11 protein-coding genes are annotated in these 16,652 nt (G+C 64.4%); 9 read left to right on the plus strand and 2 right to left on the minus strand.

The window, feature by feature from the left end; genetic code table 11:
- Positions 1-76: 76 nt before the first annotated feature.
- Both zwf and gnd read right to left on the minus strand, forming a co-directional pair.
- On the minus strand, positions 77-1,582 hold the full coding sequence (zwf, locus tag ACF8EF_RS07780; RefSeq protein ID WP_176682252.1) for a glucose-6-phosphate dehydrogenase: 1,506 nt from the start codon (positions 1,580-1,582) through the stop codon (positions 77-79).
- Positions 1,579-2,562 carry a phosphogluconate dehydrogenase (NAD(+)-dependent, decarboxylating) gene (gene gnd / locus ACF8EF_RS07785; protein WP_176682251.1) on the minus strand — a complete coding sequence of 328 codons (984 nt, stop codon included), beginning with the start codon at positions 2,560-2,562 and terminating at the stop codon, positions 1,579-1,581. Before gnd ends, zwf begins: the two co-directional genes overlap by 4 nt.
- 203 nt (positions 2,563-2,765) lie before the next feature.
- On the opposite strand from gnd, the gene ACF8EF_RS07790 reads away from it, so the two are divergent.
- The 9 genes from ACF8EF_RS07790 (at position 2,766) to ACF8EF_RS07830 (ending at position 16,619) form a co-directional block, all read left to right on the plus strand.
- On the plus strand, positions 2,766-2,933 hold the full coding sequence (locus ACF8EF_RS07790; protein ID WP_176682250.1) for a DUF6026 family protein: 168 nt from the start codon (positions 2,766-2,768) through the stop codon (positions 2,931-2,933).
- Positions 2,934-3,585: 652 nt separating this feature from the next.
- A complete protein-coding gene (gene glgA / locus ACF8EF_RS07795; protein ID WP_176682249.1) occupies positions 3,586-5,145 on the plus strand; it encodes a glycogen synthase GlgA in 1,560 nt (519 codons plus the stop codon).
- A gap of 14 nt (positions 5,146-5,159) precedes the next feature.
- Positions 5,160-6,902: a malto-oligosyltrehalose trehalohydrolase gene (gene treZ, locus ACF8EF_RS07800; RefSeq protein WP_176682248.1), complete on the plus strand. Its 1,743-nt coding sequence runs from the start codon at positions 5,160-5,162 to the stop codon at positions 6,900-6,902.
- Positions 6,899-8,968: a 4-alpha-glucanotransferase gene (malQ, locus tag ACF8EF_RS07805; protein ID WP_392462011.1), complete on the plus strand. Its 2,070-nt coding sequence runs from the start codon at positions 6,899-6,901 to the stop codon at positions 8,966-8,968. The genes treZ and malQ overlap by 4 nt, the downstream gene beginning before the upstream one ends.
- Positions 8,965-11,739, plus strand: a complete 2,775-nt coding sequence (locus tag ACF8EF_RS07810; RefSeq protein WP_176682246.1) for a malto-oligosyltrehalose synthase — start codon at positions 8,965-8,967, stop codon at positions 11,737-11,739. Before malQ ends, ACF8EF_RS07810 begins: the two co-directional genes overlap by 4 nt.
- Positions 11,740-11,753: 14 nt before the next feature.
- Positions 11,754-12,020, plus strand: coding sequence for a DUF2934 domain-containing protein (locus ACF8EF_RS07815; RefSeq protein ID WP_176682245.1), 267 nt, complete (start codon positions 11,754-11,756; stop codon positions 12,018-12,020).
- A gap of 136 nt (positions 12,021-12,156) precedes the next feature.
- Entirely contained in the window at positions 12,157-14,310 is a 2,154-nt protein-coding gene (gene glgX, locus ACF8EF_RS07820; RefSeq protein WP_176682244.1) for a glycogen debranching protein GlgX, read from the plus strand.
- 121 nt (positions 14,311-14,431) lie between these two features.
- Positions 14,432-15,226 carry an endonuclease/exonuclease/phosphatase family protein gene (locus ACF8EF_RS07825; protein ID WP_176682243.1) on the plus strand — a complete coding sequence of 265 codons (795 nt, stop codon included), beginning with the start codon at positions 14,432-14,434 and terminating at the stop codon, positions 15,224-15,226.
- Between the two features lie 316 nt (positions 15,227-15,542).
- Entirely contained in the window at positions 15,543-16,619 is a 1,077-nt protein-coding gene (locus ACF8EF_RS07830; RefSeq protein WP_176682242.1) for an autotransporter outer membrane beta-barrel domain-containing protein, read from the plus strand.
- Positions 16,620-16,652: the final 33 nt, after the last annotated feature.

Consider the following 16,652-nt stretch of genomic DNA (forward strand, 5'->3'; position numbering starts at 1 on the left):
AGGTGCCTGAGGGAAATGGAATTCCCTGTAGGAGCGGGCTTGCCCGCGAAACGGCCGGCACAGGCTTGCAAACCTCTCACCCCAACCGGTGCCACTCGCGCTTGTCGCGGGCCAGCAATTCATTGCCGGCCTCCGGCCCGTCCTCGCCAGCCGAGTACTCATGCACTTCGCCGCCCTGGGCCCAGGCATCGAGAAACGGCTGCACCGCCCGCCAGCCGTTCTCGATGTTGTCTGCCCGCTGGAACAGGGTCTGGTCACCGGTCAGGCAGTCATAGATCAGCGTCTCGTAGCCAGTGGCCGGGGTCATCTTGAAGAAGTCCTTGTAGGCAAAACCCAACTCGACATTCTCCATCACCAGTTCCGGCCCGGGCCGTTTGGCTTGCAGGTCGAACCACATGCCTTCATTGGGCTGGATCTGGATTTTCAGGTAGTTGGGCTTGGGCCGCTCCAGCTCCGACTCGCGAAACTGCGCATACGGCGCGGGCTTGAAGCAGATGGCAATCTCGGTGTCACGCACACTCATGCGCTTGCCGGTGCGCAGGTAGAACGGCACGCCGGCCCAGCGCCAGTTGTCGATCATCACCTTCAGCGCCACGTAGGTCTCGGTCTGGCTATCCGGCGCGACGTTGGCCTCCTGGCGGTAGCCTGGCAACGGCTTGCGCCCCTGCTTGCCGGCACTGTACTGGCCTCGCACGGAGTTTTTCAGGGCCATTTTTGCCGACCATGGGCGGATAGCGCCGACCACCTTGGCCTTTTCACCGCGCACCGCATCGGCGCCGAACGCGGCCGGCGGCTCCATGGCCACCATCGCCAGCAGCTGGAACAGGTGGTTGGGCACCATGTCGCGCAGGGCGCCGGTGCTGTCATAGAAGGCACCACGGGTCTCGACACCGACGGTTTCCGCTGCGGTGATCTGCACGTGATCGATGTAGTGATTGTTCCAGAACGATTCGAACAAGCCGTTGGAAAAGCGGCTGACCAGAATATTCTGCACCGTCTCTTTGCCCAGGTAATGGTCGATGCGGTAGATCTGCCGCTCGCCCATCACCTTCAGCAGGCAGGCGTTGAGCGCCTCGGCGCTGGCCAGGTCAGTGCCGAACGGTTTTTCAACCACCACCCGGCGAAAACCGCCGGCAGACTCGTCCAGCAGGCCGGCCTGCCCCAGGCGCTGCGCCACCTCGGGGAAGAAGCGCGGCGACGTGGCCAGATAGAAAATGGCATTGCCGTGGCTGGTCTTGTCGATGCGCCTGGCCAGGGCCTGGTAGGTGGCCGGATCGAGAAAGTCGCCCGTCTGATAATCCAGGCGCTTGGCCAGGCGGGCCCATAGCTTCTCGTCCAGGCACTTGGCGCTGCCCTCGCTTCCTTTGTCGCGCTCGACCATGAACGCGTGCAGGCGCGCGGCGAATTCTTCGGCGCTGGCCGGGTTATGGTCAACACCGACGATGCGCAGGTTACGGTCCAGCAAACCGTCACGGCTGAGGTTGTACAGCGCGGGCATCAGCAGGCGCTTGACCAGGTCGCCATTGGCGCCGAACAGGAACAGCGTACAAGGGGGGGCGGACGCGGTGGTCTGTGTAGTCATTCGCCTTTCTTCTCGATGTGGCCACCGAAGCCCAGGCGCATGGCCGAGAGGATCTTGTCACCGTAGGTGCCCTGTTGCTGGCGCGAACGGAAGCGCGCGAACAGTGCGCTGGACAACACCGGCACCGGCACCGCCTGCTCGACGGCGGCGTCGATGGTCCAGCGGCCTTCGCCACTGTCGGACACCGAGCCACTGAATTGCGACAGCTGCGGGTCGGCCACCAGCGCATCGGCAGTGAGGTCGAGCAGCCACGAGGTCACCACGCTGCCGCGACGCCACACTTCGGCAATTTCGGCCACGTTCAGGTCGAAGCGCTGGTCTTCCGGCAGCTCGTTGCCACCTTTGCTGCGCAGCAGGTCGAAGCCTTCGGCATAGGCCTGCATCAGGCCGTACTCGATGCCGTTATGCACCATTTTCACGTAGTGCCCGGCGCCGGGTGGGCCGGCGTGGATGTAGCCGTGTTCGGCACGCTGGTGCTCGCCGCTGCGGCCATGGGTACGCGGGATGTCGCCCACGCCCGGCGCCAGCGCCTTGAACAGCGGTTCCAGGCGCTCGAACACGTCCTTTTCGCCACCGATCATCATGCAGTAGCCGCGGTCGAGGCCCCACACGCCGCCGGAAGTCCCGACGTCCAGATAATGCAGGCCGCGCTTGGCCAGCTCTGCAGCGCGGCGCATGTCGTCCTTGTAGAAGGTGTTGCCGCCGTCGATGATCGCATCGCCCGGCTCCAGCAATTCGGCCAGTTGGGCGATGGTCTGCTCGGTGGGGTCGCCAGCCGGCAGCATCACCCATACCGCGCGCGGTGCTTTCAGCTTTTGCACCAGTGCACCGAGGTCGTGCGCGCCCTGGGCGCCCTCGCCCTCCAGGCCGGTGATGGCTTCGCGGTTGCGGTCGTGCACCACGGTGCGATGGCCGGCGCGCATCAGGCGCCTTGCGATATTGCCGCCCATACGGCCCAGCCCAACGATTCCCAGTTGCATGAGCCAATACTCCCTTTCGAAATGGATGACGACGTAGTCCAGCTTTTCAGATTAGTCCAGCATGCCGCCCGAGGGTTCAGCGACGAACGGCAAGACCACGATATACAAAAAAGTTCCCAAGGCCTGCGAAAGAATTCAAAATGCGCCCCGCGTGAAGCGTCTACGCTTTGACTTGTCACCAGCCAAAACCGCGAGGTGTGCTCATGGGTACATTGATGCCAGCAACTCCACCCCAGACCCTCTATGTCTCCGTGCGCCGTGATGAGTTGCGTAAACTGAAGGACGAACGTGACCAACTCCGCGAGCAGGTCGCCCAGTTGAACCTGCTGCTGGCGCAACAGCGCGCTGGCGATAAAGCTGTCAGCCTCTGATCGATCCCCTTGCCGCCTGTGGGAGCTGCATGGCTCCCACCCGTCTGCTCCTCAATCCAGTCGCCCTCTTGGAACCCTGCCGGGCAACCGGAGCAGGCGAGTGCCCAGAAAGCGCCTGTATTGAAAGCAGCATTTTCCGCCCATCCAACCGCTTCGCAGCATAAAGCTGCCCTCACCCTTACGCCCCAAAAAGGTGCGTTGTACGTAGCGAGCCACAATTTGGCGCAGCTCGAAAACCCTTTGCCCCACGCTCGCCCACCCCTTTTCCCACCCCGTCACAAACGCCAACGTTTGCGTCTATTCCGCACATAACAATAGTGACCAGTGGGTCACCTTTTTATCACTTTCTCTCCTACACTCGGTTTTCGGCCCGCCATTTGCTCAACGGAAGAGTGACCCCAAAAAAGTCGAACTTTCAGGAAACCCGGCAGGTCATGAATATAAGTCGGCCAGGCGCATTGGGCTATTCCCGATCCCCGGCCCACACCCCCCAACCAGTCCAAGCGCCTTCGGCCGGAATGCTGATCGCGTAGTGCCTGCGCGCACGACCCTGGGGCATGGAACGCACTAAGCAGATTCAAACTAGAGAGAACCAGCACGAAACATCGCCACGGGTGCCAGCACCCGACCAAGCATAGGGACGGAGAGAAGTATGATCAGTGCCGCTGTCGAGCCTCACGTAGACGCTTTCAAACCGGATAACCGCGAGCCGCTCACCCCGGATTTCGCCACGACAGGCAAGGCACCCGGCGCCCAGCGCCAGCACAACCCGAACATGCGCAAGATTCTGTTCGTGACTTCGGAAATCGCCGACCTGGTGAAAACCGGCGGCCTGGGTGACGTGTCCGCTGCCCTGCCCCGTGCCCTGGCGCACCTGCACGATGTGCGGGTGCTCATCCCCGGCTACCGCCAGGTGATGGAAAGCGACAACCCGATACATATCGTGGGTGAGCTGGGCGGCCATGCGGCCCTGCCGCCATGCAAGATCGGGCGCATGGACATGGCCGACGGCCTGGTCATCTATGTGTTGATCTGCCCTGAACTGTACCAGCGCGACGGCACACCCTATGGTGCCAACAATGGCCGCGACTGGCCCGACAACCACATCCGCTTCGCCCGCCTGGGCCTGGCTGCCGCCGAAATCGCTGCCGGCGAAGGCAAGATCCACTGGACGCCGGAAGTGGTGCACGCACATGACTGGCCCGCCGGCCTTGCCCCCGCCTACATGCACTGGCGCGGCCTGAATACGCCCACGCTGTTCACCATCCACAACCTGGCTTACCAAGGTGTGTACAGCCGCGGTTGCAGCCCGGAGCTGGCGATACCCGAACATGCCATGCAGCAGGAAGGCATGGAGTTCTACGGCAAGCTGTCGTTCCTCAAGGCCGGCCTGGCCTACTCCAGCCACATCACCACAGTCAGCGCCACCTATGCCCGGGAAATCACCACCCCGGAATTCGGCTGCGGCCTGGACGGGTTCCTCGCCAGCAAGGCCCAGCAAGGCCTGCTTGGTGGCATCCCCAACGGCATCGACGAAAGCTGGGACTCGGCCACCGACAAGCACCTGCAGCACAACTTCAGCATCAACGACTGGGAGGGCAAAGCGCGTAACGCCCAGGAGGTGCGCGAACTGTTCGGCCTGGAAGATTCCGAAGGCCCGCTATTCGCCGTTGTGTCGCGGCTGGTCTATCAAAAGGGCCTGGACCTGACCTTGGGCGTGGCCGACTACATCGTCGAGCAAGGCGGGCAGATCGCGATCATCGGCCGCGGCGAACCGGAAGAGGAACAGGCCATGCGCGAGCTGGCACTGCGTCACCCGGGCCGCATCGGTGTGCGTATCGGCTTCAATGAAACCGATGCCCGGCGCATGTTCGCCGGCAGCGATTTCCTGCTGATGCCATCGCGCTATGAGCCGTGCGGCCTCAGCCAGATGTACGCGCAGCGCTTCGGCTCGCTGCCGGTGGCACGCAATACCGGTGGCCTGGCCGACACCATCGAGTGCGGCGTGACAGGCTTCCTGTTCAACGAATCTACCGTCGAGAGCTACCGCGAGGCACTCAGCCGCGCCTTCTATGTATACGGCAAGAAGGACCTGCTGAACGCCATGCGCTGCCTGTCGATGACCCAACCGTTCAACTGGTGCCAGGCGGTTGAACCCTACGCCCGCCTGTACGAGGACCTGGTCAAGCAGGCACAGCTGAGCCACTACTGAGCGGGGGTCGGAAGATGCACAGACATGGCGCACACTTGCTGGACGCCACGTCGGCGCGCTTCGCCCTCTGGGCGCCGGATGCGCGCAGCGTGAGCGTGGAACTGGAGCGGCAGCCGGCCATCGAACTGCTGCCGGATGACGAGGGCTGGTACAGCGGCGTGGCGCCATGCCAGGCCGGTGACCGTTACCACTACCGTATCGACGGTGAGCTGCAGGTGGCCGACCCGGCTTCGCGCTACCAGCCCAACGGCGTACACGGGCCGAGCCAGGTCGTGGATGTGGCCGGTTATGCCTGGCAGCACCCGTGGCAAGGCCGGCCTTGGCATGAGGCCGTGATCCAGGAGGTACATGTCGGCCTGCTCGAGGGTTACGCCGGGGTTGCCAGGCAATTGCCGCGCCTGGCCGAACTGGGCATCAGCGCGGTCGAATTGATGCCGCTGGGGCAGTTCCCTGGCGAACGCAACTGGGGCTACGACGGTGTGCTGCCATACGCCCCACAGAATACCTACGGCAGCCCCGAGCAGCTGTGCGCACTGGTCGACCAGGCCCACGGCTACAGGCTGATGGTGCTGGTCGACGTGGTGTACAACCACTTCGGCCCCGACGGCAATTACCTGCACCAGTACGCCAGCCCGTTCTTCCGTGAAGACCGGCAGACACCCTGGGGCGCGGCCATCGACTTTCGCCGCCCGCAGGTGCGCGAGTACTTTATCCAGAACGCCCTGATGTGGCTGTGCGACTACCGCTGCGACGGCCTGCGCCTGGATGCCGTGCATGCCATCGACCAGCCCGATTTTCTGATCGAGCTGGCCCAACGGGTGCGCGCCGCCATAGAACCAGGCCGGCACGTGTGGTTGGTGCTGGAGAACGAGCACAACCAGGCGGAGCTGCTGGAACAGGGTTACGACGCCCAGTGGAACGATGACGGCCACAATGCCCTGCATGTGCTGCTGACCGGTGAAACCGAAGGCTACTATGCCGACTACCGGCATCGCCCCATCGACCAACTGGCACGGTGCCTTGGCGAAGGTTTCGTGTTCCAGGGCCAGGCCAACCGGCATGGCAAACCACGCGGTGAACCCAGCGGGCATTTACCGCCCAGCGCCTTCGTGTTGTTCCTGCAGAACCACGACCAGATCGGCAACCGTGCGCTGGGTGAGCGCCTGACCCGCCTGTGCCCCGCGCCAGCCTTGCGTGCAGCCACCGGCCTGTTGCTGCTGGCACCGATGATCCCGCTGCTGTTCATGGGCGACGAAGCCGGCAGTTGCCAGCCGTTCCTGTTTTTTACCGACTTCCATGACGCGCTGGCCGACGCGGTACGCGAAGGCCGTCGTGGCGAATTCGCCCACTTCAGCGCGTTCGCCGACCCCAAGCAGCGTGAGCACATTCCCGACCCCAACGCCGAACAGACGTTCGCCTCTTCACGCCCGCAGAACAAGGCGGTGATCGCCGGCTGGCATGGCCTTTACCAGCAACTGCTCGACCTGCGCCGCCGCCATGTCATCCCGCACTTGCCCGGCAGCCGTGCCCTCGGCGCCGAGGTGCACGCTGACAAAGCGCTGACCGCGCGCTGGCGGCTGGGCAATGGCAACACGCTGCGCATCGACCTGAACCTGGCCGACACCCCGCAGGCGGTCGAACTGCCCGCGCCATCCACACGGCTGTTCGACAGCAGCGACACCCGCCACCCGGATACCCACCTGGCTGCGTACAGTTGCGTGGTCAGCCTGCTTCCCCCTGCCCAGGAGCGCCCATGAGCGAAACTGCCCTGCATCGTCTGGCAACCAGCGTCGGGCTGAACCGCGACTGGATTGACGCCAATGCCAGGCCCCAGCGTGTCAGCGACGAAGTGCTGCGCAACATCCTCGAAGGCCTTGGCCATCCGGCCGGCGATGACGCGGCCGTTGCCGCCAGCCTGCGTGCGGTGGAAACCGCCGAAGACAGCGAACACCTGCCGCCCTTGCTGACCGCCGACCTAGGCCAGCCGCTAGCGCTGGCGCGCTACTTCAGTGCCGCCAGCGTGGCCCACTGCACCCTGGAAGATCACACCTCGGTCACCCTCAGCCTCGATGACCAGGCGCGCCTGCCCGGCGAGCTGCCTATCGGCTATCACCAGGTGGAAATCGACAGCCGCCGCTTCACCGTAGCGGTGGCGCCAACACGTTGCCACAGCCTGGAAGACACGGTGCAACAGCCGCCACCACGCTGCTGGGGCCTGGCAGTGCAGCTGTACAGCCTGCGCCGCCCCGGCGACGGTGGCTTCGGCGACTGCCTGGCGCTGGAGCAGTTGGCCCGCTCGGCCGCCGAGCGCGGCGCCGACGCCTTGGCTATCAGCCCGATTCACGCCCTCTCGGCCATGGACCAGGAACACTACAGCCCCTACTCACCTTCCAGTCGGCTGCTGCTCAACACCCTGTACACCAGCCCCGCGGCCCTGCTGGGTGAACGGGAGGTGCGTATGGCCATCGAAGCGTGCGGGCTGGAGCAACAACTCGAAGAGCTGGAACAACGCCCTCTGGTCGACTGGCCACGCGCCGCCAGCGCCCGGCTGCGTTTGCTTGAAGCGCTTTACCAGGGTTTCAGCCAAGGCGACCACCCGCTACGCACGGATTTTGACAGCTTCCGCGAAGCCGGCGGCCAGACGCTGGAGCACCACTGCCGCTTCGAGGTGCTGCAGGCCCAGGCGGTGGAGCACGGCCTCGGTGCCGACTGGCGCAACTGGCCCAAAGCCTGGCACGACCCCTACCACCCGGAAGTGGAGGCTTTGGCCAACGCCTACCCGGCCAAGGTCGAGTTCCACGCCTTCTGCCAGTGGTTGACCGAACGTGGCCTGCAACGTGCCCAGGAAGCGGCCCGCAGCAACGGCATGGCCGTGGGTTTGATCGCCGACCTGGCGGTAGGCGCCGACGGTGCCGGCAGCCAGGCGTGGAGCCGCCAGGACGAACTGCTGGCCGGCCTGAGCGTGGGTGCGCCGCCCGACATCCTCAACCACACCGGGCAGGACTGGGGCATTTGCGCCTTCTCGCCCGAGGGCCTCAAGCGCAATGGCTATCGCGCCTTCATCGAGATGCTGCGGGCCAACCTCGCCCACGCTGGCGGCCTGCGCATCGACCATGTGATGGGCCTGCGCCGGCTATGGCTGATCCCGCAGGGGGCCAACCCCAGCGAAGGCGCCTACCTCGACTACCCGCTAGACGACCTGTTGCGCCTGCTGGCGCTGGAGTCGGTGCGTCACCAGGCGATCATCCTCGGCGAAGACCTGGGCACCGTGCCCGACAGCCTGCGCGAAAAGCTGGCCGAGAAGGCAGTGCTGGGCATGCGCGTGCTGCCGTTCGAGCAGACCCAGCCGGGCCAGTTCAAGCCGATTCTCGACTGGCCCGACAATGCCCTGGCCACGACCGGCACCCACGACCTGGCGCCACTGGCCGGCTGGCTGGCAAACCGCGACATCGACTGGAGACACCGTTTGCAACTGATCGACGCCGCTACCGAGTTGCACTGGCGACACGAGCGTCAGAAAGAACGCGACGGCCTGCGCCGCATCCTGGAAGCCAACTACGGCGAACTGAAGGACAATGACGCGCTGATCGATGCGGCCATCCGCTTCGTTGGCCATACCCGTGCGCCGCTGGTGCTGGTGCCGTTGGAAGACCTGCTGGGCTGCGACGAGCAACCCAATTTGCCGGGCACCACCAACGGCCATCCCAACTGGCGGCGGCGCTTTGCCCGTCCGGTTCGCGAACTGCTCGACGACGAGGACGCCGCACGGCGCCTGGAGCTGCTGGCCCAGGCCCGCGAACAGGCGTGGGAGCGTGACCGATGAAGCCACTGACCGCGACCCTGCGCCTGCAATTTCACAGCGACTTCACCCTCGATCACGCCGTGCCGCTGGTGCCGTATTTCGCCCAACTGGGCATCAGCCACCTGTATGCCTCGCCCATACTCAAGGCCCGCGCAGGCTCGCGCCATGGCTACGACGTGGTCGATCCTACCTGCGTCAACCCGGAACTGGGTGGCGAGGCCGCGCTGGAGCGCCTGGTCGCCGCCCTGCGCCAGCATGGCATGGGGCTGATCCTCGACACGGTGTCCAACCACATGGCCGTGGGCGGTGCCGACAACCCCTGGTGGCAAAGCCTGCTGGCCTGGGGGCGGCGCAGCCCGTATGCAGAGTTCTTCGACATCCAGTGGCACTCCAGCGACCCACTGCTGGCCGGGCAGCTGCTGTTGCCGTTCCTCGGCAGCGACTACGGCGTGGCGCTCAAAAATGGCGAGATACCGCTGCAGTTCGACAAACAGCAGGGGCTGCTGCAAGTGGCCCATTACGCGCATCGTTTCCCGATCTGCCCGGTCGATTACGGCTGGATTCTCGCGCTCAGCCCAGAGCCTGCGCTCAATTTGCTGGCCGAGCGCTTCACGGCATTGGGCGACTCGTCCACCCCGCTGGCCGATAGCCTGCCGCTCCAAGCCGAACTGGCACGCTTGGTGCGCGAAGGTGCCGACCTCGAATCGGCCCTGGTGGCCTTCGACAGCCGCAGCGAGGCCGGTTTCAGGCGCCTGCACCTGCTGCTGGAGCGCCAGACCTACCGCCTGGCCAGCTGGCGCACCGCTGCCGACGACATCAACTGGCGGCGCTTCTTCGACATCAACGAATTGGGCGGCCTGCGCGTGGAGCGCGCCGTGGTGTTCGAAGCCACCCATGCCAAGCTGTTCGAACTGATCGAACGCGGCTTGGTGGACGGCCTGCGCATCGACCATATCGACGGCCTTGCCGACCCGCGTGGCTACTGCCGCAAACTGCGCCGGCGGGTTGATGGCCTGCTGGCGCGGCGGCCGCTGAATGCAGGGCTGGAGCACTTCCCCCTGTACGTGGAAAAGATCCTGGGTGCCGACGAGCACCTGCACCGCGACTGGCTTACCGACGGCACCACCGGCTACGAGTTCATGAACCAGGTGTCGCTGCTGCAGCATGATCCGGCCGGCCAAGCGCCGCTGAGCGAGCTGTGGAGCAACGTCAGCGAGCGCCCGGACTTCCCCGAAGAAGTGCGCCAGGCCCGCCACCTGGTGCTTAACGCCAGCCTGGCCGGTGACTGCGAATCGGTGGCCCAGGCACTGTTGCAGGTGGCGCGCAACGACCTGATGACCCGTGACCTGACCCTGGGCGCGATTCGCCGGGCCTTGCAGGCATTGGTAGCGCATTACCCGGTGTACCGCACCTACTTCAATGCCTGCGGGCGCCCGGCGCAGGACGAAGGGTTCTTCCAGCAGGCGCTGACCAACGCCCGCCAAGACCTTGCCGAAGCTGACTGGCCGCTACTGGACCAACTTGAGCGGTGGCTGGGCGGGCAAGCCTGGCGGCACCTGCCACCGGGGCGTGCCCGCAAGCAACTGCGCCACGCCTGCGTGCGCTTCCAGCAGTTGACTGCGCCCAGCGCCGCCAAAGCCGTGGAAGACACCGCCTTCTACCGCAGCGCCAGGCTGCTGTCGCGTAACGACGTGGGCTTCGAGGCAGAGCGCTTCAGTGCCCCGCCCATGCATTTCCACAACGAGGCCCAGCGGCGCCTGCGCGATTTCCCCGACAACCTGCTGACCACCGCCACCCACGACCACAAGCGTGGCGAGGACACGCGTGCACGCCTGGCCGTACTCAGCGAGCGCGGCACGTGGCTGGCCAGCCGGGTGGAGCATTGGCGGGAGCTGGCCGCCCCCCTGCGCGCGCAGTTGGACGACGGGCTGGCACCCAGCCCCGGCGACGAGTTGATGCTGCTACAAACCCTGCTCGGCAGTTGGCCCTTGGACCTCGACCTGCACGACGACAATGCCCTGCGTCACTACGCCGAGCGTGTTCGCCAGTGGCAGCAGAAGGCCCTGCGCGAGGCCAAGCTGCGCAGTAGCTGGAGCGCGCCGAACGAGGCCTATGAAGGCGCCTGCGCTCATTACCTCCACGGCCTGCTGCTGGACAGCGAGAACCAGCAACTGCGCAAGTCGCTGGCCGACGCGGCGCAGCTGCTGGCCTGCCCCGGCGCTCTCAACGGCTTGGTCCAGGCCCTGTTGCGCATGACCACACCCGGTGTGCCCGACCTGTACCAGGGTAACGAATACTGGGACTTCAGCCTGGTCGACCCGGACAACCGCCGCGCCGTGGACTACGCTTTGAGGCGTCGCACGCTGGACGACGCCACGCCGGCCGCCGAACTGTTGGCCCACTGGCGCGACGGCCGCGTCAAACAGGCCTTGATCGCGCGGCTTCTGGACTGCCGCCAGGCCCACGCCGAGCTGTTCCGCCGCGGTGCCTACCTGCCACTGACCGTACAGGGCCGCCATGCTGACAAGGTCATTGCCTTTGCTCGCCAAGGGGAAGGCGAGCACGCCATCGTCGTCGCCCCGCGCCTGGCCAGCAGCCTGCTCGGAGGGGCCACTACACCGTTGATCCCGGCACAGAACTGGGACGACACCCGGCTGGTATTACCGTTTGCCTTGTCACCTGCCAACTCGACGGGACTTTTCTCCAGTGCGGCGGTCAGCTCTTCAAAGGAGTTGCTGTTGAGCGCCGTGCTGGCGGAGTTTCCGGTCAACGTGTTGATACAACAATCTTGAGCATCAGGAGCGTCATGATGAGTGTCGATGAAAAGCGTATTCGCGAATTTGCCTACCAGATCTGGGAATCCGAAGGTAAGCCTGTAGGGGAGGAAGAACGCCACTGGGAAATGGCCCGCAAGCTGGCCGAGGCCGAAGCGCTGGCGCCCAAGGCAGCCCCGCGCAAGAAAGCAGCAGCCAAGCCAAAGGCGCCTGCAGAACCCAAGGCGGCGGCCCTGCCGGGGGTCAAACCTGCTGCGGCGAAAAAGCCCCGGGCGGCGAAAAAGCCTGCTGCCGGTTAAGCCTATCCTGGCCTCTTCGCGGGTAAACCCGCTCCTACAGGTTCATCACAGGTGCATGTAGGAGCGGGTTTACCCGCGAGGAGGCCAATGCAGGCCAGCACAATTCCCCTTCCATCACGGCCACTCGAGGATCGTCATGAGCCCCCGCACCCCGAAGAAAACCCGCTCGGTCGCACCATCGCGCATCCGCGAAGGCCTGCCCTTCCCCCTCGGCGCCACCTGGGATGGCCTAGGGGTCAACTTCGCCCTGTTCTCGGCCAACGCCACCAAGGTCGAGCTGTGCCTGTTCGACTCCACAGGCGAGCAGGAAATCGAGCGCATCGAACTCCCCGAGTACACTGATGAGATCTACCACGGTTACCTCCCCGACGCTCACCCCGGCCTGGTCTATGGCTACCGGGTATACGGCCCCTACGAGCCGGAAAACGGCCACCGCTTCAACCCCAACAAACTGCTGATCGACCCGTATGCCAAACAACTGGTCGGCAGCCTGAAATGGTCCGAGGCACTGTTCGGCTACACCATCGGCCACCCCGACGACGACCTGTCGTTCGACGAGCGCGACAGCGCGCCTTTCGTGCCCAAATGCAAGGTCATCGACCCGGCGTTCACCTGGGGCCGCGACCAGCGCGTGCAGATCCCATGGGAGCGCACGATCATCTATGAAGCGCATGCCCGCGGCATCAGCATGCGCCACCCGGCAGTGCCTGAAGAACTGCGTGGCACCTTCGCCGGCTTGGCCAACGACGAGCTGCTCAAGCACATCAAGGACCTTGGCGTGTCGAGCATCGAGCTGCTGCCGATTCACGCCTTCGTCAACGACCAGCACCTGCTGGACAAGGGCCTGAACAACTACTGGGGCTACAACAGCATCGCCTTTTTCGCCCCGCACCCGCGCTACCTGGCCAGCGGCAAGATCGCCGAGTTCAAGGAGATGGTCGCGCACCTGCACGACGCCGGGCTGGAGGTGATCCTGGACGTGGTCTACAACCACACCGCCGAAGGCAACGAACGCGGCCCGACCCTGTCGATGCGCGGCATCGACAACGCCTCGTATTATCGCCTGATGCCGGACGACAAGCGCTACTACATCAACGACTCGGGCACCGGCAACACCCTGGACCTGAGCCACCCCTGCGTGCTGCAGTTGGTCACCGATTCGCTTCGCTACTGGGCCGGCGAAATGCACGTGGACGGCTTTCGCTTCGACCTGGCGACCATCCTTGGCCGTTACCACGATGGCTACAGCGAGCGTCATGGCTTCCTGGTCGCCTGCCGCCAGGACCCGATGCTGAGCCAGGTCAAGCTGATTGCCGAACCGTGGGATTGCGGCCCCGGCGGCTACCAGGTGGGCAACTTTGCCCCGGGCTGGGCGGAATGGAACGACCGCTTCCGCGATACCGCACGCGCTTTCTGGAAAGGCGACGAAGGCCAGCTGGCCGATTTTGCCGCGCGCTTGACCGCCTCGGGCGACATGTTCAACAACCGCGGGCGCCGCCCCTATTCCTCGGTCAACTTCATCACCGCCCACGATGGTTTCACCCTGCGCGATCTGGTGTCCTACAACCACAAGCACAATGAAGACAACGACGAAAACAACCAGGACGGCACCGACAACAACCTGTCCTGGAACTGCGGCGTCGAAGGGCCGACCGACGACCCGGGGATCAATGCCCTGCGCATGCGCCAGATGCGCAACTACTTTGCCACCCTGCTGTTGGCGCAGGGCACGCCAATGATCGTTGCCGGCGACGAGTTCAGCCGCACCCAGCACGGCAACAACAACGCCTACTGCCAGGACAGCGAGATCGGCTGGGTGAACTGGGACCTGGACCAGGAAGGCGAAGAGCTGCTGGCCTTCGTCAAGCGCCTGACGCGTCTGCGCCTGGCCTACCCGGTGCTGCGCCGCTCACGCTTTCTGGTGGGTGACTACAATGAGGCAATTGGGGTCAAGGACGTGACTTGGCTGGCACCCGATGGCAGCGAGATGAGCGTTGAGCAATGGGAAGACCCGCACGGGCGCTGCCTGGGCATGTTGATAGATGGCCGAGCGCAGGTCAGCGGTATCGCCCGGCCAGGTGCCGAGGCCACCGTGCTGCTGATCGTCAATGCCCACCATGACATCGTGCCATTCAAGCTGCCGGCCGTGCCTGAAGGCGATTACTGGAGCTGCCTGGTCGATACCGACCGGCCAGAGTTGCGCAAGGGGCAGCATTTGCAGTTCGACAGTACCTTCGAGGTGAAGGGTCGGTCGATGCTGCTGATGGTGTTGCAGTACGACGAGGAGTGAACAGTGATAGCCCTGGCAGGTCCTACGTTGTAATCGCCACGCCAAACCCGGTGGGAACGGTGTATTGGCCTCCACAGGGTCTGGCGGCGACAGTGAGGCAGGGTTAACTTCAGGAGGAATTGTGAACCTCGAAGCCGGCAGTAATGGTTTCGCCAGCGTCAGCCAGGCCCCGGCCGTGAAACGCCTGCGGGTACTGACGGTGAACACCCACAAGGGTTTCACCGCCTTCAACCGGCGCTTTATCTTGCCGGAGCTGCGCGAGGCCGTGCGCAGCACACAGGCCGACATTGTCTTCCTTCAGGAAGTGCTCGGCAGCCACGATCGCCACGCGGCGCGCTACCCCGGCTGGCCGCAGACCTCGCAGTACGAATTCCTCGCCGACAGCATGTGGAGCGACTTCGCCTATGGTCGCAACGCGGTCTACCCTGACGGCCACCACGGCAATGCGTTGCTGTCCAAATACCCGATCATCGAGCACCGCAACCTTGACGTGTCGATCACCGGCCCCGAACGCCGCGGCCTGCTGCACTGTGTGCTGGAGGTGCCGGGGCAAGGCCAGGTGCATGCGGTCTGCGTGCACCTGTCGTTGCTGGAAAGCCACCGGCAGAAGCAACTGCAGTTGCTGCGTAAACTGCTGGACTCCCTGCCCGGCAACGCCCCGGTGATCATCGCCGGCGACTTCAACGACTGGAAAAGCCACGGCAACCGCACCCTTGGCCTGCAACGTGACTTGCACGAAGCCTTCGAGCGCCACCATGGCCACCTCGCCCGCACCTACCCTGCCCGCCTGCCATTGCTGCGCCTGGACCGCATTTACCTGCGTAACGCCGAAAGCCATGGGCCACGGATTCTGGGGCACAAACCTTGGTCGCACCTGTCAGATCACCTGCCACTGGCGGTAGAAGTGCGGCTTTAGCAATCATTCTTCATAGCCACGGCACGGCAAATAGCGAACCCCGCTATACCCGGAAACTTTACTCAAAAAAACAATGAGTTAAGCGTCACAACGCACATTGAACAGATGATTCACGCTTTCTTGACGCAAGCGGTGACCTCTCCTTAGCTGAACAATACCAAGCTGTAAAAATCTTGAGCCGGGCCTCTAGCTCGCGCCTTCGTGCGCGCTTGCGATTACCGGCGTGCTGGTTTGGGTCGCCCACTGTTTTTGCCGTACAGCTCGTGACAACAGGCCAGGTTCTCGGGCTGCACCACAAAAACAAAGGAGATCCGCCATGAAAAGCACCTCGAACCCCTTGCGCTTCGACAGCATTTTCTACGCGGTTTCCACGTCGCTGCTTCTGGCAACCCCGGTGGAAACGATCGCGTACGAACTGCAGGGTGACCCCACCTCCCCCGGCTTTCTGCAGCAGCCCGTGGCGGCGCAACTGTCACTCGACCCGCTCAGTGCCGGTGGGTTGAGCCTCGGTACCCTCAATACGTTTTCGCAGCAGATGAGCGAACGCCACCGGCAGGCGGCACCCGACCTGGTTGCCAGTCAGTGGGCGCAGTTCTTCCCCACCAGTGCCCGCAACCGCGCGCTGCCCCCGGCACAACTGGAGGCGCCCAGCCAGCAACTGATGATCGGCCCGGACCTGTTCGTGCGTGAAACGGCAGCGGGCAATGTGCACCGCGCGGGGATTTTCGTGGGGCACAACAACCTGCAAAGCAGCTTCAAGGGCACGCGTCCTTTGCTGGGCGACAAACAGCGCAAAGCGGTGAACCTGAGCGGGGAAAGCCTGGGGGTGTACTGGAGCATGACCCATGAACAGGGTTGGCACCTGGATGCCGTGGCGATGGGATCGCGGATCGACGTGATGGGCCGTGGCGAAAACGGCCAGCGCCTGGACGACAGTGGCCACGCAATGACCTTCTCGGTTGAGGGCGGTTACCCGATCCGCCTGGGGGGCAACTGGGTCATCGAGCCCCAGGCACAGTTGATCAACCAGCAATTCTTCCCTGGCAGCCAGGTGCAGGAGGAGACCTTGCAAGCCTTCGATAGCCAGCCGAGCTGGAGCGGCCGGGTCGGTGCCAAGTTGTCCGGGCGCTACGAAGTGCGCGGCATGCCCATCGAACCCTATGTGCGCACCAACGTGTGGTATGACTTCAGCAATGCCGATGAGGTGAAGCTGGACCAGGTCGACAAGATTTCCAGCTCGCGCTATTCGACCACGGTGGAGTTGGGCTTGGGCCTGGTGGCGCGGGTGACGCCTTCGGTGGCTTTGTTCGTCAGCGCCGATTACAGCAATGATGTGGACGACAATGACCTGAACGGGCTGATCGGCAGCCTTGGGGTGCGGATGCGGTGGTAGGCAGGCCGGCCCCTTCGCGGGTAACCCGCTCCT

Source organism: Pseudomonas sp. zjy_15 (genome assembly GCF_043101865.1).
Lineage (GTDB): Bacteria > Pseudomonadota > Gammaproteobacteria > Pseudomonadales > Pseudomonadaceae > Aquipseudomonas > Aquipseudomonas putida_Y.